General features: G+C 63.9%; 23 protein-coding genes. 17 read left to right on the forward strand and 6 right to left on the reverse strand.

Annotated elements, in window-relative coordinates; translation table 11 throughout:
• Window positions 1-49: 49 nt before the first annotated feature.
• Window positions 50-3,715, reverse strand: coding sequence for a CARDB domain-containing protein (locus ACFR99_RS10875; protein ID WP_390287198.1), 3,666 nt, complete (start codon window positions 3,713-3,715; stop codon window positions 50-52).
• A 230-nt stretch (window positions 3,716-3,945) separates the two neighbouring features.
• Between ACFR99_RS10875 and ACFR99_RS10880 the strand changes: the two genes are divergently transcribed.
• The 7 genes from ACFR99_RS10880 (at window position 3,946) to ACFR99_RS10910 (ending at window position 6,285) form a co-directional block, all read left to right on the forward strand.
• A complete protein-coding gene (locus ACFR99_RS10880; protein ID WP_390287201.1) occupies window positions 3,946-4,152 on the forward strand; it encodes a hypothetical protein in 207 nt (68 codons plus the stop codon).
• A gap of 74 nt (window positions 4,153-4,226) precedes the next feature.
• Window positions 4,227-4,490, forward strand: a complete 264-nt coding sequence (locus tag ACFR99_RS10885) for an eL43 family ribosomal protein (protein WP_008009665.1) — start codon at window positions 4,227-4,229, stop codon at window positions 4,488-4,490.
• Window positions 4,491-4,509: 19 nt separating this feature from the next.
• Window positions 4,510-4,644 carry a DNA-directed RNA polymerase subunit P gene (locus ACFR99_RS10890; protein ID WP_006181151.1) on the forward strand — a complete coding sequence of 45 codons (135 nt, stop codon included), beginning with the start codon at window positions 4,510-4,512 and terminating at the stop codon, window positions 4,642-4,644.
• Window positions 4,645-4,653: 9 nt separating this feature from the next.
• On the forward strand, window positions 4,654-4,923 hold the full coding sequence (locus ACFR99_RS10895) for a KEOPS complex subunit Pcc1 (protein ID WP_390287205.1): 270 nt from the start codon (window positions 4,654-4,656) through the stop codon (window positions 4,921-4,923).
• A gap of 67 nt (window positions 4,924-4,990) precedes the next feature.
• Complete coding sequence (locus ACFR99_RS10900; RefSeq protein WP_390287207.1) at window positions 4,991-5,539, forward strand: DUF2243 domain-containing protein; 549 nt, start codon at window positions 4,991-4,993, stop codon at window positions 5,537-5,539.
• 89 nt (window positions 5,540-5,628) lie between these two features.
• The gene (locus ACFR99_RS10905) at window positions 5,629-6,024 is read left to right on the forward strand and encodes a prefoldin subunit beta (protein WP_008009632.1); all 396 of its coding nucleotides are present in this window, start codon (window positions 5,629-5,631) and stop codon (window positions 6,022-6,024) included.
• Window positions 6,025-6,285, forward strand: coding sequence for a DUF3194 domain-containing protein (locus ACFR99_RS10910; RefSeq protein WP_390287210.1), 261 nt, complete (start codon window positions 6,025-6,027; stop codon window positions 6,283-6,285).
• A 171-nt stretch (window positions 6,286-6,456) separates the two neighbouring features.
• On the opposite strand, the gene ACFR99_RS10915 is transcribed toward ACFR99_RS10910, so the two are convergent.
• The 3 genes from ACFR99_RS10915 to ACFR99_RS10925 all read right to left on the reverse strand — a co-directional run bounded on the left by ACFR99_RS10915 (window position 6,457) and on the right by ACFR99_RS10925 (window position 10,008).
• Window positions 6,457-8,742 carry an LUD domain-containing protein gene (locus ACFR99_RS10915; RefSeq protein ID WP_390287212.1) on the reverse strand — a complete coding sequence of 762 codons (2,286 nt, stop codon included), beginning with the start codon at window positions 8,740-8,742 and terminating at the stop codon, window positions 6,457-6,459.
• 1 nt (window position 8,743) lies between these two features.
• Window positions 8,744-9,250, reverse strand: a complete 507-nt coding sequence (locus ACFR99_RS10920) for an LUD domain-containing protein (RefSeq protein ID WP_390287215.1) — start codon at window positions 9,248-9,250, stop codon at window positions 8,744-8,746.
• Between the two features lie 113 nt (window positions 9,251-9,363).
• Window positions 9,364-10,008 (reverse strand): TetR/AcrR family transcriptional regulator, encoded by a 645-nt coding sequence (locus ACFR99_RS10925; protein WP_390287217.1) that lies wholly within the window; start codon window positions 10,006-10,008, stop codon window positions 9,364-9,366.
• 143 nt (window positions 10,009-10,151) lie between these two features.
• On the opposite strand from ACFR99_RS10925, the gene ACFR99_RS10930 reads away from it, so the two are divergent.
• The 4 genes from ACFR99_RS10930 (at window position 10,152) to ACFR99_RS20365 (ending at window position 14,973) form a co-directional block, all read left to right on the forward strand.
• Entirely contained in the window at window positions 10,152-13,001 is a 2,850-nt protein-coding gene (locus ACFR99_RS10930; RefSeq protein WP_390287219.1) for an efflux RND transporter permease subunit, read from the forward strand.
• Window positions 13,002-13,257: 256 nt separating this feature from the next.
• The gene (locus tag ACFR99_RS10935) at window positions 13,258-13,686 is read left to right on the forward strand and encodes a hypothetical protein (protein WP_390287221.1); all 429 of its coding nucleotides are present in this window, start codon (window positions 13,258-13,260) and stop codon (window positions 13,684-13,686) included.
• 1 nt (window position 13,687) lies between these two features.
• Window positions 13,688-14,653 (forward strand): alpha/beta fold hydrolase, encoded by a 966-nt coding sequence (locus tag ACFR99_RS10940; protein ID WP_390287223.1) that lies wholly within the window; start codon window positions 13,688-13,690, stop codon window positions 14,651-14,653.
• Window positions 14,654-14,835: 182 nt separating this feature from the next.
• A complete protein-coding gene (locus ACFR99_RS20365) occupies window positions 14,836-14,973 on the forward strand; it encodes a DUF7331 family protein (RefSeq protein WP_465260896.1) in 138 nt (45 codons plus the stop codon).
• A gap of 101 nt (window positions 14,974-15,074) precedes the next feature.
• On the opposite strand, the gene ACFR99_RS10945 is transcribed toward ACFR99_RS20365, so the two are convergent.
• Window positions 15,075-15,629 carry a GMP synthase subunit A gene (locus ACFR99_RS10945; protein WP_390287225.1) on the reverse strand — a complete coding sequence of 185 codons (555 nt, stop codon included), beginning with the start codon at window positions 15,627-15,629 and terminating at the stop codon, window positions 15,075-15,077.
• 184 nt (window positions 15,630-15,813) lie between these two features.
• On the opposite strand from ACFR99_RS10945, the gene ACFR99_RS10950 reads away from it, so the two are divergent.
• The 5 genes from ACFR99_RS10950 to ACFR99_RS10970 all read left to right on the forward strand — a co-directional run bounded on the left by ACFR99_RS10950 (window position 15,814) and on the right by ACFR99_RS10970 (window position 18,675).
• Window positions 15,814-16,827: a thiamine pyrophosphate-dependent dehydrogenase E1 component subunit alpha gene (locus ACFR99_RS10950; protein ID WP_390287370.1), complete on the forward strand. Its 1,014-nt coding sequence runs from the start codon at window positions 15,814-15,816 to the stop codon at window positions 16,825-16,827.
• Window positions 16,827-17,870, forward strand: a complete 1,044-nt coding sequence (locus ACFR99_RS10955; RefSeq protein ID WP_390287228.1) for an alpha-ketoacid dehydrogenase subunit beta — start codon at window positions 16,827-16,829, stop codon at window positions 17,868-17,870. The genes ACFR99_RS10950 and ACFR99_RS10955 overlap by 1 nt, the downstream gene beginning before the upstream one ends.
• Complete coding sequence (locus ACFR99_RS10960) at window positions 17,867-18,130, forward strand: lipoyl domain-containing protein (RefSeq protein WP_390287230.1); 264 nt, start codon at window positions 17,867-17,869, stop codon at window positions 18,128-18,130. The genes ACFR99_RS10955 and ACFR99_RS10960 overlap by 4 nt, the downstream gene beginning before the upstream one ends.
• Window positions 18,131-18,237: 107 nt before the next feature.
• On the forward strand, window positions 18,238-18,459 hold the full coding sequence (locus tag ACFR99_RS10965; protein WP_390287232.1) for a hypothetical protein: 222 nt from the start codon (window positions 18,238-18,240) through the stop codon (window positions 18,457-18,459).
• A 78-nt stretch (window positions 18,460-18,537) separates the two neighbouring features.
• Window positions 18,538-18,675, forward strand: a complete 138-nt coding sequence (locus tag ACFR99_RS10970; RefSeq protein WP_390287234.1) for a hypothetical protein — start codon at window positions 18,538-18,540, stop codon at window positions 18,673-18,675.
• Window positions 18,676-18,825: 150 nt separating this feature from the next.
• Here the strand turns inward: ACFR99_RS10970 and pan1 are convergent, their stop codons facing one another.
• The gene (gene pan1 / locus ACFR99_RS10975) at window positions 18,826-20,043 is read right to left on the reverse strand and encodes a proteasome-activating nucleotidase Pan1 (protein ID WP_092928852.1); all 1,218 of its coding nucleotides are present in this window, start codon (window positions 20,041-20,043) and stop codon (window positions 18,826-18,828) included.
• Window positions 20,044-20,169: 126 nt separating this feature from the next.
• Here pan1 and ACFR99_RS10980 point away from each other — a divergent pair, with 126 nt between their 5' ends.
• Complete coding sequence (locus tag ACFR99_RS10980) at window positions 20,170-20,439, forward strand: MarR family transcriptional regulator (protein WP_390287236.1); 270 nt, start codon at window positions 20,170-20,172, stop codon at window positions 20,437-20,439.
• The last annotated feature ends 187 nt before the right edge of the window (window positions 20,440-20,626 follow it).

The following is a 20,626-nucleotide window of genomic DNA, read 5'->3' on the forward strand; positions in this document are numbered from 1 at the left end:
GTGGCCGTCGGTAAGCCGGCCGCTCGAGTGTCGCCGATCGCGGCGATAGCTATTCGTCGACCGGTTCAACTGATTGATTATCCGGCTGCTCATCAACCGGCTCCGCCGGGGAGTCTTCTGTCTGTTCGTCTCCGGGTGAGTCGGGCGATTCCGGTTCCTCGGAGGGGACAGGTTCCTCCGGTGGCTCTGATTCTTCGGGAGTCTCTGGCTCTTCCGGTTGCTCGTCGGGAGTGCTGTCGGGCGATTCGTCAGCCGTTTCGGGTTCAGTCACCGTGAACTGGATCGACGCAGCGTCATCGTCGGTGCGCACGGTTGCGGTTCGGTCGCCGACATCCGTCTGGGTCGTCGCATACGTCAGCGTGACTGATCCCGTCTCGTCGGCAGCGAGTGACACAGGTTGGGTGCCGGCGCCCTGTTGCTGGTCGATATCCAGGTACACGTCAGTCTCACCGGCTTCGGTGCCGACGTTCGTCACCTCGGCGGTCACCTCGAGTGTGGCTCCGACTTCGACCGGATCGGTCGCGTTCACAGTTGTCACCTCGAATGTCGCCGGCTCGGCTGGTTCCTCGACGGTCACCTGCGCCGTCGCCTCGTCGTCCTCGCTGCGAACGGTAACCGTGAGTTCGCCGATGTCCTCCGGTCGGGTTTGATACGACAGCGTCACCGTTTCGAGCGCACCTTCCTTGAGATCGACCTGCGCGGTGTCGACGACCTGCCCGTCGACCGCGAGCGCGAGTTCCTGGGAACCAGTGGCGTCGCCGACGTTTTCGACCTCGACCGTCACCTCGAGCGTCTCACCGGCCACCACGGGATCTGTCGTCTCGAGGATGGCGACCGAAAACGCAGGCTCCGGATCTCGGTACTCGCCAGCTGGCTCCGTCTCGGCCCGGAGCGTCTCGTCGTAGAGGTAGTGCTCGAGGTCGATCTCCCAGACGAGTCGCTCGTCGTCGGTTTCGGGTGTCCACTCGACGGTGAACGAGTGAGTTCCAGGCTCGAGCGCGGGCGGTTCGTCCCCGGTTGTTCCCGCGACGAACGCGCCGCCAAAGAGTTCGAGCGCGTTCGGGTTCTCGTAGCCGAACGTGACTGTGTAGCTGTCGTCTTCCGCGGGCGTGACGTCCTCGAGTGCGATCGTCGGCCGCTCGGGCCGGCGTTCGTCGATGCAGTCGTTTGGGTTGCTTTCGCGGCGCTCATCCGATTCGAACCAGTTGACGAAGACGGTCCCGATAGTCGAGCCGAAGCCGTCGTCTCGGAGTCCGACGACGACCTCGTCGTCGGTCCGCTCGAGGACCCCCTCGTTATCGCTGATCTGGAGCCGAATCGTCCCGGAAAACGGGGCATCGATCGCGTCGCCGATCGTGATCCCCGGATGGGCGTTGCCGACGCCCGCTGGGTCGACGAAGAGCGTCTCGACGGTCAGATCGTCGCCGTCTTCGAACGTTCCGGAGACGGTTGCCTGCGTGCAGTCGACGAACTCGATCTCGATGTCCCTGTCGTCGGTGCCGTAGACGAGGACCGTCCGTTCGTCCGAGGCAACGGCGCTCTCGACGCGAACCGGGAACTCCTGGTCGTTTTCCACGAGTGCTGTTTCGAACGCCATCGTGACCGTCTCGCGGGCACCCGGTTCGACCCGTCTCGACGTGCTATCCACGACAGTTGGATCGTGACCGACGACGAACTCGAGATCCTGCGTCACGGTGACCTCGCTCGCGTTCTCGACTTCGGCGGTCACCTCGAGTACGTCGCCAGCGTCGACGGGATCGTTCGTCCCGGTGATCGTCACGGTTACATCGACATCGTCTGTGCCGATCACCTCGACGTCGCGGACGGCCGCGTCGTCGTCGCTTTCGACCCGTACGGGAAACGTCTGCGTTCGCCGGACGAGCGCCGTTTCGAATTCGAGACCGACCGTCTCGGTCTCGTCGCCGGCGACCGTCACCGACTGGGAATCGACGAGTTCGGGATCGTGACCGACGATCAGTTCGATTTCCTGGGTCGTCTCCGACTCGGCAGTGTTCTCGAGTGTTGCGGTCACCTCAAGGACATCGCCGGTCGCGACCGGATCGTTCGTCTCGATGTTCGTCACTGTCAGCGGCGGCTCGTCGACGTAGACGAAGACAGGAACCTCGTCCGAACCAGTCTCGGTTTCGATCCGGGCCGGGAACTCTTGAGTGTTCCTGACGAGTGCGGTCTCGTACCCCATCGTGACCGTCTCGGATTCGCCGGACTCGAGTGATACCACTGCCGTATCGACCACCGTCGGATCGTGACCGACGATCAACTGCACCTCTCGCGTAAGTCCCGTGGAGTGGCTATTCTCGAACTCGGCGGTCACCTCGAGAAACTCGCCCGTCTGGACCGGTGCATTGGTCTCCACGATCGTCACGTCCAGTCCGATATCCTCGGTGCCGATCACTTCGACCGTCCGTTCGTCGGCGCTGTCTTCGGCTTCGACCCGCGCGGGGAACGTCTGGGTTCGCCTGACGACTGCCGTTTCGAACTCGAGATCGATCGTTTCGGACTCGCCCCCGCCGACGGTCACCGACTGGCTGTCGACGAGTTCGGGATCGTGGCCGACGATCAGATCGACATCCTGTGTTATTTCGGTGTCGATCGTGTTCTCGACCGTCGCCGTGACCTCGAGCACCTCGCCGGCGTCGACGGGATCGTTCGTCTCGAGGATCGACACGGCCAGGTCCGCATCGGTTTCACCGACGTCGTCGATCACCCACGGCCGTTCGGACGTGATCGTTCCGTTCTCACTGATTACCCAGGCGATGATCGGACACCCGTGGCAGCCGCTCTCGAGCGAGAGCGTCGCGGTGTCTTCGCTCCCGCTCACCGCTGTCTCACCGAGGATGACGTCCGCGTGGCCGAGCCACCAGACGACGCGGTCGAGCGCGCCGTCGGAGTGTGCGACATCCAGCTCGAGTTCGATCGATTCGTCGGTTGTCACCGCGAGTGACTCGGCGGCCGGCCGCTTGCCCTCGATGGTCGGCGCTGCGGTCCCGGTTTCCGCCACGGTGATCGTCCACGTCGCTCGACGGGGCTCGTCGTCGCCGACGGCAGCAGCGACCTCGTAGGTGCCTGCCGAGTCGAACGTCGTCTGCCAGTAGTCGGCTCCCCGATGGCCGTAGTACGTGCTAAACCAGGGTCCCATCGACCAACCGACGTACTCGGCATCGACGAACCACTGTGTTCGTCCACCGTACTCCCCGAGCGCGTCGGATTCGACCTCGAAGAGCACCGTCGTCTCCGGCTGTACCGTCAGCTCCGGGTCTGGTGACAGCTGTGCGGTGTCCAATTCCTCGACGGCGAGGACGTCGACGGTGCGTTCGGCCGTGTCGTCGTCGGTCTCGAACCGGACCGTGACCGTCCCGTCCTGGCTGACCGGATAGGTGCGATAACTGAAGTAGTCGATCGTCTCGGTTTCACCGGGACCAACCGTCGTTTCGACGGTCGATCGATGTTCGCCCTCGTAAAAACTCTCGACTGTTGCTCGCACTGCCGTCGTACCTGTGTTTTCGACTGCCACACTCACCTCGAGCAGCGATCCACCCTCGACGGGCGCGTTCGTCTCGACGATTCGAACCTCGGTGGCGCCGTCGTCCTGAACGGCACTTCTCCGCTTCGCGACCTCTCGTTCGATCGCTTCCACACTCCCCGTCAGCGTCGCCGCCAGACCGCCCCCGGCGGCGAGATAGCGTCGTCGCCGCATGGGTACGCTGTCCACGACGGAACGCATAATACGTTGTCACCGTTTGCTTGATCGTCATTCTTCACCAGCAAATGGACGCGAAACAGGCGGGTGCGTGCTGCCGCCCGGTCTCGAGGTGTGGCATGCACAGTACATGCTGAGAGCGAATACTGCCAGTATCTGATGCAAGTGACACTTGCTGCTGATTGTCCGAGCCTTAACGGGATGGCTGTAATTAGATATAATTAGCTATGCTCGAGCGACCGGACGCCGTCCTCACGCTAATCCCGCTGCTGGCGGTCAGCGGCCTCGCCGTTCGCACACTGCTTGCGGTACCGGGTATTGGATCGGGACTGTTCACTGCGCCGCTTGCGGTCGTCGGCTATTTCGCTGCGCTCGCAGTCGTTTTGCTGGAACTGCTGGCGTGGCCGGCCACCGAGCGAATCGGTGGGTCGTGATCGGAGCCGATCGCGTCCACGAAGCGACGTGACTCAACAGGTTTAAGAATCCGCTGGCGATAGAGAGCACTACTATGGCCAAGAAAGGACAGGTCGGTAGCGCTGGCCGCTTCGGTGCCCGCTACGGCCGCGTCGCACGACGTCGCGTCAGCGAGATCGAAGACGACATGCAGAACGCCGAAGTCGACGGCGACGACGTCACCCGCGTCGGTACTGGCATCTGGAAGAACGAAGAGACCGGCGAAGTCTTCACCGGCGGTGCCTACCGCCCGGAGACCCCCGCCGGCCGCACCGTCCAGCGCTCCATCCGCGCTGCGCTCGCCGAGGACGACGAATAACCACCTCTTCAGGTCCAGTATGAGTTACAAATGCTCTCGCTGTAAACGCGACGTCCAGCTCGACGAGTACGGCGGCGTCCGCTGTCCCTACTGCGGCCACCGCGTGCTCCTGAAAGAACGCAGCCGCGACGTCAAGGAAGTCGACGTCCAGTAACGCGTCAGCGTGTCTTCTCACGACGCGACCCTCGAGTTCGACTACGAGAGCGTCTCGCGTGCCGAACTCGTCGCCGAAAGCGTCGTCCGCGAGATCGGCGAGATCGACGACGACCGCTCGCAGACGACCCTCGAGCGTGACGGCGCTCGCGTTTGTATCGAGATCGATGCCGACGACGTGATCGCCCTGCGGGCCGCGCTGAACACCTGGTTCTCGCTGGTCGACGTCGCCGAGCGGACTGCCGACGCCGGTGCAGGGATTCTCGAGTCCAACCAGTAGGCGTGACCCGCCAGAGCCCTGTACCGGCAGGCCGCGCGGTCTTTATCGTCGCTTTCGAACCACCCGTATGGCAGAACAGCCTGCGACGTGGCTCGGCCTCGACGCCGACGCCAAGCCCCTCGTGATTGCCGGACTCGCGCTCGGACTGGGGATCGGCGGGTTCTTCGATGGAATCGTCTTCCATCAGATCCTCCAGTTCCATCACATGCTGTCGTCGCATCCGGATGCGAGCGTCGCGACGAACCTGCGGCTGAACGTGGTTGCCGACGGGCTCTTTCATCTCGGCACGTATACCTTCACGATCGTCGGGCTCGTCCTGTTCTCGCGCGCGTGGCGATTTCGACCGGTACCGAAGTCCGGCCGAACGCTGCTCGGCGCGGTGATCATGGGTTGGGGTGTGTTCAACCTCGCCGAGGGGGTCGTGAATCACCACCTGCTCGGGATTCACCACGTTTGGCCCGCCGGTCCTGGCCCGCTCGTCCTGTGGGACGCGGTTTTCCTCCTCTGGGGGGCGCTGTTCCTCGTCGTCGGCTACCTCACGATCCGAACCGATAGCGCTGCGACGCCGACAGGTGAAGCCGACGCGGTCGCGGCGGACGGTAGCGGATCGGAGTGATCGCGGCAGAACAGTGGCACTGGTTGCCTGCCGATTCGCGGCGAACCACAAAGCTTGGCTTTATCAGTCCGGAGGGCGACGGTCGAGGTATGCAAGGAAACCTGCCGCCGGAAGCACAGGAGAAAATCGAACAGCTACAGGACCTTCAGGAGACGGCACAGCAAGTCGCCGTCCAGAAGCAGGAAGCGGAAACCGGCCTTACCGAGGCCCAGAACGCCCTCGACGAACTCGAGAACATCGACGAGGAAACGACCATGTACCGCAGCGTCGGCGAACTCCTCGTCGAGACCGACTACGACCAGGCAGAGGAAGACCTCGAGGACAAGGTCGACTCGCTCGAGCTCCGCCTCGAAACTCTCGAGAAGCAGGAAGACCGCGTACAGGACCAGTTCGAGAGCCTGCAGGACGAGCTCGAAGAGCTGCTCGGTGGCGGCATGGGCGGCGGTCCGAGCCCCGCTGGCGGCCCCGGTGCTGGCGGCGCATAAATGCCGACTAACGAGCCGACGGCCGACGACGTCGTCCAGACGGCGTCGGACGCTGCGGAAGGCTACGTCTTCTCGCAGTACAAACAGTCGGCCGTTCGCGATCTCGACGTCACCGTGACGTTCGAAGATGGCGTCCTCGAGGTCGACGTCTACCTCAACGTGCCCGAGGCCGACGCTGAGGCCGACCCCGATCCCGAACAGGTCGCCGACGATGCTGCGCTCGCGGCTCGGCAAGCGGTCGACGAGCTGTTCGAGGAGTAACGGACGCGGTCTCGCGTTCTGAACGGCTTCTTTCGGTCTCTTTGAGAGTTCCTAGCCAGTGCTAGATCGGTGATCGACGTGTGAGTGGTATGGCTGTTTCCGGTGAACGTCAGTGCGAAGCGACGAACCGGTGAGTGCCACGAATCGCTCGAACGGACGTACCGACGGCCGCTACAGCCGATAGCCGGGTGCCAGCAACTCGATCGGATGTGGCACGTCCCGCTCGAGCAGCCCCTCGAGTTGGTCGCCACACGAGGTGCCCGACGCGACGACCGTTTTCGCGCCGTCGACCTGCTCGGCGAGTCGCTCGCCGACGTCCATACTGAGTTCGTAGTACTCGTGTTTGTAGCCGAAGGAGCCAGCCATCCCACAACACTCGGCGCTCGTCGTCTCGGGGGCGTAGCCACAGCGCTCGAGGACGGCGATCGTCGGCGCTTCGAGGTCGAGCGTGCGCTGCTGGCAGTGGGAGTGATACGTTACCGGCTCCGCGCCGTCGCCAGTCGACAGCGCCGACGGGTCGGCCCCGTTCTCGAGCAATCCGTAGACGCACTCACAGATCTCGTAGCTACTGTCTCGGAGCCGCTCGAACGACCGCTCGGGCAGTAGCCGTTCGTACTCGCGGTGCATGGCTGCCAGATCGGAGGGCTCGACGACGACCACGTCCCGGCCGGCGTCGAGGTCCTCGGCCAGTGCGGCGTAGAGTCGACTGGCCTGTCGGTCGGCCGTCGCGACCATCCCCTGAGAGAGGGCCGCGCGCCCGCTTTCGGGTAGGTCGGGGACCTGTACCGGGACGCCAAGCGCCTCGAGCGTTCGGACCGCGGCTTTCCCGCGGTCGGTGTCGACGTAGTTCGTATAGACGTCGGGATAGAGGACGACCTCACGGTCGATATCAGTACTGGTGTCCCGTGCGGCTCGAGAGGCTCGTCGACTCGAGGCGGCTTCGCCACCTCGCTTCTCGAACCAGTCGACGAGTGACTCCCGCTGGAACGCGGGCAGGTCACGGCGGCGGTCGATTCCGAGGGTGCGCTCGAGCAGCCCGCGGACGGGGTCGGCGTCGGCGAGCCAGTTGGAGACGGGTGCTGTGGCGCTAGCTGCTTTCGCGACCGTGCCGATGTTGCCGAAGAAGCGCTTGCCGGGGTCGAGACCACCATCTTCCATATCAGGTGTGAGGCCGTCGACGAGGAAGTCGGTGGCCGCCGGCTCCTCGCTACGGTTGATCCGATCCCGGACGACGGTGTTGATCCACGGGATGTCGATCTTGACCGGACAGGCGTCGACACAGCGCGAGCAGCCAGTACAGAGGTCGTTGAACTCGGCGGCAGACTCCTGGCCGTGGACGCCGGCCTCCCAGCCGGTTGCGATCCCGCCCGAGTAGGTCTCGCCGCCGAAGCCGTGACCGCCGACGGACTGGAAGTTCGCACACGAGTTCGAGCAGGCCCCACACCGAATACAGTACAGCGTCTCACGGAGCTGATCGTCCTCGCGCATGTCCATGCGGCCGTTATTCAGTAAGACGAGGTGGAAGTCCCGGTCCGTCTTCGCTTCGTCGCCGGCCGTAATCGGCTCCTCGGGGTCGTCGAAGTCCAGTGTCGGCGAGTCGGTCGGCGGCGAGAGCATCGTCACGTACTGTGCGATCGACTGGCCCGTCGCGCTCTTGGCGATGAGATCGACGAACGGCTCGAGGTCCGACAGCGTCGGAATTAGCTTCTCGATGCCCGCGATCGCGACGTGGGTGTCGGGCGTGACCGCACACTTGCGCGCGTTGCCTTCGTTCGTGACGAGGGTGATCGTCCCGCTGTCGGCGACGACGAAGTTCGCGCCGGTGATCCCGACATCGGCCTCCTGGATGTGGTCGGCGAGATAGTCGCGAGCAAATCGGGTGAGCGCTTCGGCCGTCTCGAACGGCTCGTCGGGATCGAATCGCTCGTTGAACAACTCGGCGATCTCCGACCGGGAGAGGTGCATCGCCGGCCCGACGATGTGCGAGGGCGTGTCGTCTGCAACCTGGAGGACCCATTCGCCGAGATCGGTCTCGGTGACCTCGATTCCATCGGCGGCAAGCGCATCGTTGAGATCGATCTCCTCGGTCGTCATCGACTTCGATTTGACGACCGAGGGGGTGTCACCGCTGCCGGCGATCCCGTGTTCCTCAGTCTCGGTATGGACGACGTCAGCCACATACGCATTCGCGTCCGCAGCGTCGTCGGCGACGTAGACGGTGCCACCGTTGGCCTCGACTGCGTCCCTGACCATGTCGATCAAGTCGGGAAGGCGATCGATGGCATCCTCCTTGATCGATCGGGCCTCGGTTCGTAGCGCCTCGAGGTCGTCGGTCGCACCGTACGCGCGCTGTCGATTGGCGTCGAAGTCACTCGCCGTCGCGTGGATGGCTTCGCCTTCGGTCTCGAGCAGGTGCCGGATTCGGTCGGCTTGCTGCGATCGGGTTCGCTGGGCCATCTTAGCGGTCCTCCAGGACGATCACGTCGACATCACCGGGGCCGTGGACGCCGTGGACGAGATCGCCCATGTCGGCGGTCGCGCTCCGGCCGGTCGCGAAGACGACGCTGTCTCGACCCTGCTCGAACCCTGCTTCGAGGCGCTCGAAGCCGGCCGTTAAGTCCGGGACGACGTCGCTTTCCGCGACGACTGCGATGTGGCGCTCTGGATAGAGGCTGATCGGCTCCACGCCGTCGACCGTCGACTCGACGGCGACGGTGCCGTACTCCGCGATCGCGAAGCCGACCGGCGTGACGCCCGTCCGGGCCGTCTCGAGGTCGGCGGTCGTCGGCGCCGTCGTCACCGACTCGGGGAGCGTGACGCCCTCGAACGGCAGCGGCGTGCCGACGGCTGGTTCCTCGACGATCGTTTCGATCCGCTCGCTCGCATCGGCGGCCGGAACGCGCTCGAACCCCACCTCGAGTCCCTCGAGTGCGCGTTCGAACCGGCCGACAGTATCGGCTGTCATTATCACTCATATCTCAGCCGACGCTCAAGATACTGACGGTCGATTCGCCCGATAGCCGGCGAGTTGCGACGGGTCGACGACCACAACGGGAGTGTGCGTGTAACTCGAGTCTGTCAGCTGTCGGCAGCGAACTCGTCGCGGACCAGCCCCTCGAGATAGGTGTCGAGCTGATCGCGGACGTCCGCGAGCCACTCGGTATCGCCGGTCGTACATCCGAGAAAGAGCGCCCCTTCGACGAAGAGATAGAGCGTACCGGCGACGGCGTCGGGGTCGACGTCGCGGAAGATCCCGTCCTCGATTCCCGCCTCGATTACGGCGGCGAGGCGCTCTCGTGCCTGTCGATCGACGCCGTCGAAGTACGCGCGGTAGTCGGGATCGTGGACGGCCTGCGTTCGCAACTCGAGATAGACGCGGTGAATCTCGTCGGAGACGAACTCCGCGAGGTGTTCGCCGTCGGCGGTCTTCCCGAATAACGCGAGGTCGAGCAGTCGTTCGACGCTCTCGAGGGCGTTCCCCTCGGTCTCGAGGACGAGTTCGTCGCCGTACAGCATGAGCAGCGATTCCGCGAACTCGCGTACCAGATCGTCCTTGCTCTCGAAGTGGTGATAGATCGTCGACTTGCTCACCGCAGCCTGGTCGGCGACACGACCCATCGAGAGGTCGGCGTAGCCGTCCGTCTCGAGCGTCCGGTACGTCGCTGCGAAGATCGCCTCCTTCCCGCCGGCCGACTCGTCGAACGGCGTCTGGGTGTCGTCCATACTGACCGACTGTTCGGTCGATCCGTATATAAGCGCGTGGCCTCGCTGTCACCGCGGTCGCGACCGAGAACCACCACATTTTTCAACCCTACCGATCGTTCGGTCAGCTATGGACCGAACGTTCGGTCGGTACGGTGGTCGCGATGGACGCTGAGGACCTCGCCGATGCGATCGTCGGGCACAGGCGGCTCGTTCTCGTCGTCGTCTTGCTCCTGACGGCCGGGATCGGGGCCGGCGCGGCCGCGGTCGAGGAAGACACCGCGATGGACGAATTTCAGGTCGAATCCGAGGAACGCGAGGCACTCGACGCGATCGACGACGACTTCGCCACACGCGGCACCGAGACGACGACCGCACAGGTGGTCGTCGAGGCCGACGACGGGAACGTCCTCGACCGCTCGTCGCTCGTCTCGATCCTCGAGTTCCAGCGAGCGCTCCACGAGGACGAACGCGTGTCGAAAACGCTGGCCGACGACGAGCCGATCAGAAGCGTTCCAAGCGCCATCGCGACGGCAGCGATTCAGGTGGAGGAAGCCGCCGAACTCGAGTCGCGTGCGGCCGAGCTGAACCGAACCGACGCGGCGCTTGCCGCGGCGCTCGAGCGCCTCGAAAACGATCCCGACGCATCCGTCGAGGCCGAGTTCGACGCCGTCCGCGCGAACTCGTCGGTCGAACTCACCGACGACCACGGCGCGACGTTCGAGACGGCGGCCCAGCGGCTTCGCGAGGCCGAGAACGAAACGGCACGCGAGGCAGCCATCCGGCAGGGAACCCGTGGCCTCCTCGCCGACGAGTACGAGGCGCTTGCCACCGATCGCGCGGCGCTTGCCGACGGTCTCGAGCCGTCTTTGGCGGCCCAGATCGAGCAGGTAGAGTCCATGGACGATGACGAACTCGCGGCGACGATCGAACGGGTATTCGACGCCGAAACAGACCGCGACGAGCTGTTCGCGCTCATGCCGACCGCGTACGAGCCTGGCGAGCCGACGGCGTCGGGAACTATCGTCGCCGTCGTTCAGGACACTGACGGCGAGTACGTCGCCGCCGACACCGCTCCGGACTCGATCGTGACCGGCCAGCGGGCGATCGGCGATCTCGCCGCGTCGGAACTCGAGGGATCGACATCGGTGTTCGGCCACGGAATCACGGCGGACGAGATCACGTCGGCGTCGGCCGACAGCCTCAGTATCGTCGGCCCGCTGGCGCTTGTGTTCGTGCTCGTCGTCCTGTCGATCGCCTACCGGGACCCGATCGACGTCGTCCTCGGGCTCTGTGGCGTCGCGCTCGTGCTCGTCTGGACGGTCGGGTCCATGGGCTGGCTCGGGATCGACTTCGGGCTCGTCTTCATCGCCGTCCCTGTCTTGCTGATCGCGCTGTCGATCGACTACGCGATCCACCTCCTCATGCGAAGCCGGGAGGAACGACACGAGGGTGATCGCGGTCCAGCGGCTGGAATGGCCGCCGGGCTCGCCGGCGTCGGCGTCGCGCTCGTCACCGTGACGCGGACGACGGCGACCGGCTTTCTCTCGAACCTCGTCAGCCCGATTGGCCCGATCAGGGAGTTCGGCCTCGTCTGTGCGATCGGGATCGTCGCCGCGCTCGCCGTCTTCGGGTTGTTCGTCCCGACCGCCAAAGTCGAACTCGACGCGTTCCTCGAGGCCCGCGGCATCGACCGGCGGCGAACTGCGATCGGGACCGGCGACCGGCTGGGATCGGTACTCGCCGTCGGCAGCCGGCTCGCCCGCCGGGCACCGGCTGTAGTGCTCGTCGTCGCGCTCGTCGTCAGTGCCGGCGGAGCCTACGGCGCGACGCAGGTGGAGACGACCTTCGAGACGGCCGCGTTCCTCCCCGAGGAGCCCGACTGGACCCACGATCTCCCCGACGCGATGGCACCGGACGAGTACACCGCGGCGGCGACGCTCGAGACGCTCGAGGAGGAGTTCGTCCGGCAGGATCGCCGCGCACAGTTGCTCGTCGAAGGTGATCTCACCGATCCCGAGACGCTACAGCGGATCGACGACGCCGAGCGAGCGGCGACGGCAAGCGGGACGGTCGCGCAACTCTCGAGCGGCGACCACGCCGTCCGGAGCCCGCTTACGGCCATGGAGTCCGTCGCGGCGACCAACGAGTCGTTCAACGCGACGTTCCACGCGGCGGACACTGACGGCGACGGGGTTCCGGATTCGGATCTCGAGACCGTCTACGACGAGTTCGTCGCCGCCGATCCCGCAACGGCCGAGGCGGTCGTCCACCGAACCGACGACGGCGAGTACGCGGCCGCCCGGCTCGTCCTGACGGCTACCGGCGACGCGTCCAACGAGGAGGTGACGGTGGCAATGCGGGACGCGGCGTCACACGTCGACGGCGACGGACTCACCGCCACGGCGACGGGACGGGCCACCGTGGTGAACTATCGAACCGAAGGGGCGATCGTCGACACGATCGTCGCGAGCCTGCTCGTCACGCTCGCCGTCGTCGGCGGCCTGATGCTGGTCGTCTACCGCCGGACGGCGGGCGCTGCCTCGCTCGGCGTCGTGACGCTCGGTCCCGTCCTCATGACGCTGTGTTGGGTCCTCGGGACGATGTGGCTGCTCGAGATCCCCTTCAACTACATCACCGGCATGATCGCGAGTCTCACTATCGGGCTCGGCATCGACTACAGCATCCACGTCAGCGAGCGCTATCACCAGGAACTCGAGCGCAGCGACGCGGCCGGCGACCCACTCCGACGGACGGTGACCGGGACCGGCGGCGCGCTGCTGGGCAGTGCGGCGACGACGGCCGGCGGGTTTGGCATTCTCGCGTTCGCCTTCCTGCCGTCGCTGCAGTACTTCGGGCTCATCGCGGCGGCCTCGATCGTGTACGCTTTCGTCGCGAGCGTGCTCGTCCTGCCGAGCCTGCTCGTCTACTGGACGGGGTTCGTCGGTCACGATCGGCATCGGTCGACGACTGACCGAGTATCGCAGCCATCTGCGACTCGCGAACACGACTGAGACGGGCTGCTATCACTGGTTTCCGGCACAGTTGTACGATCGGCGCGGCTGCGTCAGAAATGGCGCCACCCAGCGTTATGAGATCCCCAATCTGCTCATTTCGGACGAAACCATCTGCTCGAGCCAATTTAAAACACCGTCAGATTGTGAGTGAACCGTGGCTGCAGGCCAGCGGTCGTTGTATTTACGCTCGAGCTATCGGGTACTATTGTGTGAGCTACTTCGGGTCGTTCGGCGAACGTGCCGTGTGGTTTCGATGAACGATACAGAACTCGGCACCCACGAGTGGTGGGAGTCGTACAAAGAGACCGTCAACAGCGATCAGGAAATGAAAGTACGTGGACATGACAAATTTTCCGAGAATTTCTACGTCGAAATCGGTGACGAGCGCGTCCTGCTCGAAATGGACGGCGGCGAGATCACACAGCTCGTGCCAAACCCGACGATGAACAACCAGTGGTCGTTCGGCGTCGAGGGCGACCGCGAGACTTGGGAGGAGTTCGTCCAGGAGACACCGCCCGCGTTCAACCACGAGATTATCGCGTCTCACTATCGAACCGCGGTTCGCAACGAGGACGGCCACCTCCAGCTGACCGGCAACAACAAGAAAATCTTCCAGCATCTCCGTGCGTTCCAGCGAACGCTCGATCTGATGCGGGTCGCACACAACGACGGAGGGAGCTAACATGTCGACGACCTACCAGCCAGGCGACGTCGAACCGATCAGCGGGTCGTACGTCCACACGGAGGTCGAGGGCGTCAACCACCGGATCTATTTCGAGGAGAACGGTCCTGAGGACGGCATTCCGCTCCTCTGTCAGCACACGGCCGGCAACAACTGTCAGGAATGGCGCCACCTCCTGACTGACGAGCAAATCACCGAGGAGTTCCGCGTCATCGCCCACGACCTGCCCTATCACGGAAAGTCGGTGCCGCCGACGACCCAAAAGTGGTGGACCGACGATTACACGATGACTGCCGAGAAGTTTACCGAGACGCTCGTCAACCTTGCCGACGCCCTCGAGCTCGAGGACCCGATCTATATGGGCTCTAGCATGGGCGGCAACATCGCGCTCGAGTTAGCCGACTGGTATCCCGAGCGATTCCAGGCGTTGATCGGCCTCGAGTGCGGTGCGCATAGCCCGGGGTTCTACATCGACTGGCTCGACCACCCCGAGGTGAACACGACGGAGGTCAACGCCTACTCGTGTTGGGGTTTGATGGCTCCCCAGAGCCCCGAACAAACCAAGCGCGAGACGATGTACCTCTACGAGCAGGGCGCGACGGGCGTGTTCAAGGGCGATCTCTACTACTACTCCGTCGATCACGACTACCGTGACAAGCTCGATCAGGTCAACGCCGACGAGTGTCCCCTCTACATCGCCAACGGCGAGTACGACTACCTGACCACGCCGGAAGACGGCCGCCAGACTGCCGAGGGAGTTGGAGAGGGAGCAACAGCGATCGAACTCGCCGAAATCGGTCACTTCCCGATGAGCGAGCATCCCGAATTGTTCAACGCGTACATTAGAGAAATTCTCGCCGACATTACCGGCGACCGAGACCAGGAACTTCCGGATGTCCTCGAGCCGGACGACGTCGGGATCGAACTTCACCAGCGGGGTCCCGCGCGCGAGAAACCGGCCGAGTAGTCACCGAATCACCGCTGGTCACCAGCCGAGTCGCTCTCGGCCGAGCCCCGGCACGATTTCGGTCAGTTTTCGTCCGGTACCTGTCTCAGCCAGTGTATTATTATATTCTCCACTCGTGGAGCGCCTGCGAGACACAAGACCTATATCGTGTGTTGATAGTTCTCATCCGACGCCAACCTACTATGTCGGAAGCACCGTCCGAACCCGCCCGATGTGCCGCAAAAGAGACGAATGATGGTACTGTTCGTATCTTCGACACAACGAACGATGCGGCCTGGATCGAATCCGATACGACACTCTCGCTCGCCTGGCAGACCTGATGCGCTCTTATTGATCGCTCAATTCAGTTGTGTGACGAGCCCAGTTTCCGTCCGAGAGCGATCACATCCACGAGAGTAGCCGAGTCGGATCGGCCGCGAAATTACTGCGATTCGCAGATCGACAGGAAGTTCTCGAAGATCTCGTCGCCCTCCTCAGTGTGAGCCACCTCCGGGTGCCACTGGACGCCGTAGAGGTCCCGGTCGGTGTCGCTCATCGCCTCGACGTCGCAGACGTCACTTTTCGCCGTCAGTTCGAACCCCTCGGGTAGTTCCGTGACCTCGTCGGCGTGGCTCGCCCAGACGCGGGTTTCGGGGTACAGCGAGCCGGTCAGGGGATCGTCTTCGTCGACAATGTCGACCGACACGTCGGCGTAGCCACCGTACTCGCCGCTCCCGACCTGTCCGCCGAGTTCCTCGGCGATCAGTTGCATTCCCAGACAGATGCCCAGGACCGGCATGTCCGCCTCGAGGTACTCGGGAGACTTTCCGATCCGGTCCATGTCTGGACCGCCGGAGAGGACGACGCCGTCGGCGTCGACCTCCTCTGGTGGCGTGTCGTTGTCGATCAGGTCCGTGTCGACGCCGAGGTCGCGAAGCGCCCGGCGCTCGAGGTGGGTGAACTGTCCGTGATTGTCCACCACGACGATTTTCGTCATTGGGTGTCCGTAGCGGGTCACCCGGTAAAAACAGTCCGAAACGTGTGCTTCTGCTCGTTCGGTTCGGTATCCGCGATAGTTCCACCAGCAATCGTGGTTCGATCCCTCGACTCGGCATAGCTATTTGACGGTCCGTTCCGTTACGTCTACAGGAATCATGGTGGCTGTTAGCGAGTTACAAGAGATGTACGAGAACATGGTGACGGCGCGCCAGTACGAAGAACGATTACAGGAGGAGTACATGGTGGGTAAACAGCCCGCCTTCGATATCTCCGCCGGCCCGATCCCGGGGGAACTTCACCTCGCGGCGGGTCACGAGGCCGCCGGCGCAGGCGTCTGCCAGCACCTCCGGGACGACGATACGGTCACGGCACCACACCGGCCCCACCATATCGCCATCGCGAAAGGCGTCGACCTGAAGCGAATGACCGCCGAGATTTTCGGCCGCGAAAGCGGTCTGAGTGGCGGAAAAGGCGGCCATATGCACCTGTTCGATCCCGACGTTAACTTCGCGTGCAGCGGCATCATCGCCGAGGGCTGTCCACCTGCGGTCGGTGCCGGACTGGCGGCCAAAAAGCGCAACACCGACAGCGTCGCCGTCGCGTTCCTCGGCGAGGGTGCGATCGACCAGGGGGCGTTCTTAGAGTCGCTCAACCTGGCGAGCGTCCAGAACCTGCCCGTCGTCTTCGTCGTCGAGGACAACGACTGGGCGATCAGCATGCCCAAAGAGCGCGTCACCGACGTCGAGAACGGTGCTCAGCGCGCCGACGGGTTCGGCCTGCAGGGTATGCGCGTCGACGCCGACGATGCCGTCGCCGTCTCCGACGCCGCCAGGGAGGCCGTCGGACGCGCCCGCGACGGGAACGGGCCGACGCTGCTCGAGATCCAGGTCCACCGACGCATGGGCCACTTCATGGGCGATCCCGAGGCCTATCGCCCCGACGAGGACAAAGCCGCCGCCGAGCAGCGCGATTCGATCGAGCGGCTCGAGGCGGACCTCCGGGCTCACGGCGTCGACGATGAGACGATCGACGACCTGCGTTCGCGGGCTCACGACCGCGTCGAGGAGGCCATCGAGTGGGCGAAAGATCAGCCCGAACCGGAGCCGGAGGATGCCTACGAGGACGTGTTCGTGAATCCGCCCTCGGGCGTGACAGATAGCGAGCCATCGACCGCGGAGACGGGAGGTGACGACTGATGGCACAACAGGAGAAAGACGACGCGAGCGAGCAGCCCGGCCGGTCGCTGACGATGAGCCGAGCGATGGTCGAGGCGATCGCCCACGAGATGCGCGAGGACGACGAGGTCTTCTACATGGGCGAAGACGTCGCGGACTACGGCGGCATCTTCGACAGCACCGAGGGCTTACTCGAGGAGTTCGGTCGCGACCGCATCATGGACGTCCCGATCAGCGAGACGGCGTACATCGGCGCGGCCGTCGGTGCAGCTCAGGAGGGGATGCGGCCGATCGCCGAGCTGATGTTCGTCGACTTCTTCGGCGTCGCGATGGACCAGATCTACAACCAGCTGGCGAAGAACACCTACATGAGCGGCGGTTCGATAAACGTCCCGATGGTGCTGACGGCTGCGGTCGGCGGGACGTACAACGACGCCGCCCAGCACTCCCAGACTCTCTACGGGACGTTCGCACACCTCCCGGGGATGAAAGTCGTCGTGCCCTCGACCGCCTACGACGCGAAGGGGCTGATGCACAACGCTATCCGCGACGACGATCCGGTCGTCTACATGTTCCACAAGCGGCTGATGGGGATCGGCTGGCTGCCGGCACCCGACGGCCCGAAGACCGGGGTTCCTGAGGATGACTATACGATTCCGTTCGGCAGCGCCGACGTCAAACGCGAGGGGTCGGACGTGACTGTCGTCACCCTCGGGCTACACGTCCATCGCGCGCTCGAGGCCGCCGCGGACCTCGCCGACGACGGACTCGACGTGGAGGTCGTCGACCTCCGGACGCTCGTCCCCCTCGACACCGACACCATCCGCGACTCCGTCGCCAAGACCGGCCACTTGGTCGTCGTCGACGAGGACTATCGCTCGTACGGCGTCACCGGCGAGATCATCGCGAGCGTGGCCGAGGCCGGCCTCGACGACCTCGAGGGTGTCGAGCGCGTTGCGCTTCCGGACGTGCCGATCCCGTATGCGCGACCGATGGAAGACGAGGTCGTTCCGGGGACGGACGACATCGCGGCTGCCGTTCGCGCCGTTCGAGGGGACGAATGAGCGGGACCGATGACCGTGTCGCCGTCGAGACGAGCGATCGCTGGCCCGACGACGCAGACGAGGACGTCGGTGTCGTCGTCAACTGGTTCGCAGCCAAGGGCAGTCGCGTCGAAGCGGGCAACGCGATCTGCGAATTTCAGGTCGAAAAGGTGAGCGTCGACGTGCCAGCACCAGCCACCGGCACGCTCGAGGAGATCGTGATCGGGGAAGACGAAGAGTTCGAGCGGGGCGATCGGCTCGCCTGGATTCGTCCAGCATAAGCCGTCAGTTCCCGACCGAGTGTGAGAGCTGATCGCTCTCATTTAAAGCCAAAACCTATCGAGTCGGAGACTTTTATGTGCTCGCTACAACTCGAGCGTAGATCCATATGGACCGTCCGAGCCTGGACGCAGGCGATATCCGGTGGGGGTGGACCTGTCCGCGGTGCGAAACGGATGCGTCGGTGACTCGAGACCCGAACTCCGCCACGTTTCGCTGGGAGTGTGACGACGAGGACTGCGCTGCGGTCGGCTTCGGCTTCACCTCGCGGCGCAGGGCGCGACTCGCGCTCAAGGAGTATCACGACCGGTATCAGAACATCTACCGCTAGTGGACTGCCCTGCGGAAAACGGCGATTCTCGAGTCTGCTTCCGGTATGCTTATGCGGGCGTCACCGGATAGACGGGACATGGCAGTCGATCTCAGTGACTTCGAGCATCCCGCGTGGCTCACTGCAGCAGGAACGGGCATCGGATACGTGTTGATCCTCGCAGTGCTGACGCTGGCCATGTTCATCGTGCCGTGGCTCGTGTTCTCGATGCTGTAGCGACTGGATCACGTCCCGACGAGTCGTCTTCTTTTGCTAATCGGCGACTGCGTTTCCTATCGCGTTCGACGGCCCACCAGCGTGTCTCTCGAGCGCCGTCGGTAGACGATTGAAAACGAAGAGAAAGATCGCTGTCGACCTCGAGAGCGTTCAGGCGAAGGTTTTCGAGACGTCCTCGGTGTCCTCGGATTCGGCCTGAACCTTGTCCCAGGCGCTGCGGAAGTCTTCCATCCGGATCTCGGTGCGGTCGTCACGGATGGCGAACATGCCGGCTTCGGTACAGACGGCCTTGATGTCGGCACCGGAGGCTTCCTCGGCCTCTTCGGCCAACTCGGCGAAGTCGACGTCGTCGGCGACGTTCATCCCACGGGTGTGGATCTCGAAGATGATCTCGCGGCCCTCCTGGTTTGGCTTTGGCACCTCGATGAGGCGGTCGAACCGGCCCGGGCGGAGGATGGCTCGGTCGAGCATATCGAAGCGGTTGGTCGCAGCGATAATGCGGATCTCGCCGCGTTCCTCGAAGCCGTCCATCTCGGAGAGCAGTTGCATCATGGTCCGCTGGACCTCGGCGTCGCCGGAGGTCTTGGATTCCGTCCGTTTGGCGGCGATGGCGTCGATCTCGTCGATGAAGATGACGGCGGGCTCGTGCTCGCGGGCGACATCGAAGAGGTCGCGCACGAGCTTGGCACCCTCGCCAATGAACTTGTGGACCAGCTCCGAGCCAGCCATCTTGATGAAGGTGGCGTCGGTCTGGTTGGCCACGGCTTTGGCGAGCATCGTCTTCCCGGTGCCCGGCGGCCCGTATAGCAGGACGCCGCTTGGCGGGTCGATCCCGACGTCGTCGAACATCTCGGGCTTCTCGAGGGGCATCTCGACGGTCTCGCGGACCTCTTGCATCTGCTCCTCGAGTCCGCCGATGTCCTCGTAGCTGACATCCGGGCTCTCGGTGACCTCCATCACGCGAGCGCGCACGTCGGTCTCGCTCGAGAGTGGCTTGACGATAGATAGCGAGTTGTTGACCGCCACTCGAGCGTCAGGCTCGAGGTCGGCGCGCATCTCGTCGGTGACTTCGGTCAGCGCCTCCTGGTTGTTCCCGTGTTGTTTGATGATGACGCCTTCGTCCGTGATCTCTTGGACGGTGGCGACGAACAGCGGGGATTGCTTGAGTTTCTTGTTCTCGTGCGTGAGCCGCTCGAGTTTCTGCTGGTACTTGTTGTTCTCGGCGTTGGCATCGAGGAGTTTGTCGCGCATCTCCTCGTTTTGCGCCTCGAGGATCTCCAGCCGTTCCTCGAGCGCCTGGATTTTCTCCTGTTGGGACGCCTCGTCCTCATCATATGGGAGGTCGACGTCGTCCACAGTGTCGCTCATCACCCGTCCTTTGGGTGTTGGTTCTTAAGAGGCTTCGGGTAGGTGCACTCAACTACGATGTATTACTAGCAGGCATTAGATGGAATAGAAAATATTATTATCCCGTATTCGAAATGGAGGTGTAAGATGAGTGCTTCAGAGCCGATTCGACAGGAGACCAGCGATCGGGGAACGTGGGACGACGTCCGCGAACTGCCGCCGAGTGCGAAACTCGTCGCGAAGGTCCTCGAGTACAACGACACGATGACCCAACAGCAGATCGCCGACGAGACGCTGCTGCCCTCCCGGACGGTCCGGTATGCGCTCAACCGACTCGACGAGAAGAACGTCGTCGATTCGCGGTTTTCGTTCTCCGACGCGCGCAAACGTCTCTACAGTCTCGACATCGACGCCTGATCGGGGTCTCGAATTTGTCGCCGTCTGTTGCTCGTTGATGTGAGTTCACCGATGTCTCTCTCGGTACCGCTTGCCGCATCGGATGCGTCTTCTCCGCCGCTTGCCGCACGAATATGTTAATAGCGGGGAGTGTCTTGTCTCCGGAAACGATCGACCGATGACCGCGACTGCCACGAGACTCGTTCGA

The organism is Haloarchaeobius amylolyticus (assembly GCF_042678045.1).
In the GTDB taxonomy this organism is placed as follows: domain Archaea; phylum Halobacteriota; class Halobacteria; order Halobacteriales; family Natrialbaceae; genus Natrinema; species Natrinema amylolyticus_A.

Excerpts from the sequence above, each read along its gene's own strand:
- ACFR99_RS10875 (WP_390287198.1), bottom strand. The coding sequence starts at position 3,715 with ATGCGGCGACGACGCTATCTCGCCGCCGGGGGCGGTCTGGCGGCGACG.
- ACFR99_RS10880 (WP_390287201.1), top strand. The coding sequence starts at position 3,946 with ATGCTCGAGCGACCGGACGCCGTCCTCACGCTAATCCCGCTGCTGGCG.
- ACFR99_RS10885 (WP_008009665.1), top strand. The coding sequence starts at position 4,227 with ATGGCCAAGAAAGGACAGGTCGGTAGCGCTGGCCGCTTCGGTGCCCGC.
- ACFR99_RS10890 (WP_006181151.1), top strand. The coding sequence starts at position 4,510 with ATGAGTTACAAATGCTCTCGCTGTAAACGCGACGTCCAGCTCGACGAG.
- ACFR99_RS10900 (WP_390287207.1), top strand. The coding sequence starts at position 4,991 with ATGGCAGAACAGCCTGCGACGTGGCTCGGCCTCGACGCCGACGCCAAG.
- ACFR99_RS10905 (WP_008009632.1), top strand. The coding sequence starts at position 5,629 with ATGCAAGGAAACCTGCCGCCGGAAGCACAGGAGAAAATCGAACAGCTA.
- ACFR99_RS10910 (WP_390287210.1), top strand. The coding sequence starts at position 6,025 with ATGCCGACTAACGAGCCGACGGCCGACGACGTCGTCCAGACGGCGTCG.
- ACFR99_RS10915 (WP_390287212.1), bottom strand. The coding sequence starts at position 8,742 with ATGGCCCAGCGAACCCGATCGCAGCAAGCCGACCGAATCCGGCACCTG.
- ACFR99_RS10920 (WP_390287215.1), bottom strand. The coding sequence starts at position 9,250 with ATGACAGCCGATACTGTCGGCCGGTTCGAACGCGCACTCGAGGGACTC.
- ACFR99_RS10925 (WP_390287217.1), bottom strand. The coding sequence starts at position 10,008 with ATGGACGACACCCAGACGCCGTTCGACGAGTCGGCCGGCGGGAAGGAG.
- ACFR99_RS10930 (WP_390287219.1), top strand. The coding sequence starts at position 10,152 with ATGGACGCTGAGGACCTCGCCGATGCGATCGTCGGGCACAGGCGGCTC.
- ACFR99_RS10935 (WP_390287221.1), top strand. The coding sequence starts at position 13,258 with ATGAACGATACAGAACTCGGCACCCACGAGTGGTGGGAGTCGTACAAA.
- ACFR99_RS10940 (WP_390287223.1), top strand. The coding sequence starts at position 13,688 with ATGTCGACGACCTACCAGCCAGGCGACGTCGAACCGATCAGCGGGTCG.
- ACFR99_RS20365 (WP_465260896.1), top strand. The coding sequence starts at position 14,836 with ATGTCGGAAGCACCGTCCGAACCCGCCCGATGTGCCGCAAAAGAGACG.
- ACFR99_RS10945 (WP_390287225.1), bottom strand. The coding sequence starts at position 15,629 with ATGACGAAAATCGTCGTGGTGGACAATCACGGACAGTTCACCCACCTC.
- ACFR99_RS10950 (WP_390287370.1), top strand. The coding sequence starts at position 15,814 with ATGTACGAGAACATGGTGACGGCGCGCCAGTACGAAGAACGATTACAG.
- ACFR99_RS10955 (WP_390287228.1), top strand. The coding sequence starts at position 16,827 with ATGGCACAACAGGAGAAAGACGACGCGAGCGAGCAGCCCGGCCGGTCG.
- ACFR99_RS10960 (WP_390287230.1), top strand. The coding sequence starts at position 17,867 with ATGAGCGGGACCGATGACCGTGTCGCCGTCGAGACGAGCGATCGCTGG.
- ACFR99_RS10965 (WP_390287232.1), top strand. The coding sequence starts at position 18,238 with ATGGACCGTCCGAGCCTGGACGCAGGCGATATCCGGTGGGGGTGGACC.
- ACFR99_RS10970 (WP_390287234.1), top strand. The coding sequence starts at position 18,538 with ATGGCAGTCGATCTCAGTGACTTCGAGCATCCCGCGTGGCTCACTGCA.
- pan1 (WP_092928852.1), bottom strand. The coding sequence starts at position 20,043 with ATGAGCGACACTGTGGACGACGTCGACCTCCCATATGATGAGGACGAG.
- ACFR99_RS10980 (WP_390287236.1), top strand. The coding sequence starts at position 20,170 with ATGAGTGCTTCAGAGCCGATTCGACAGGAGACCAGCGATCGGGGAACG.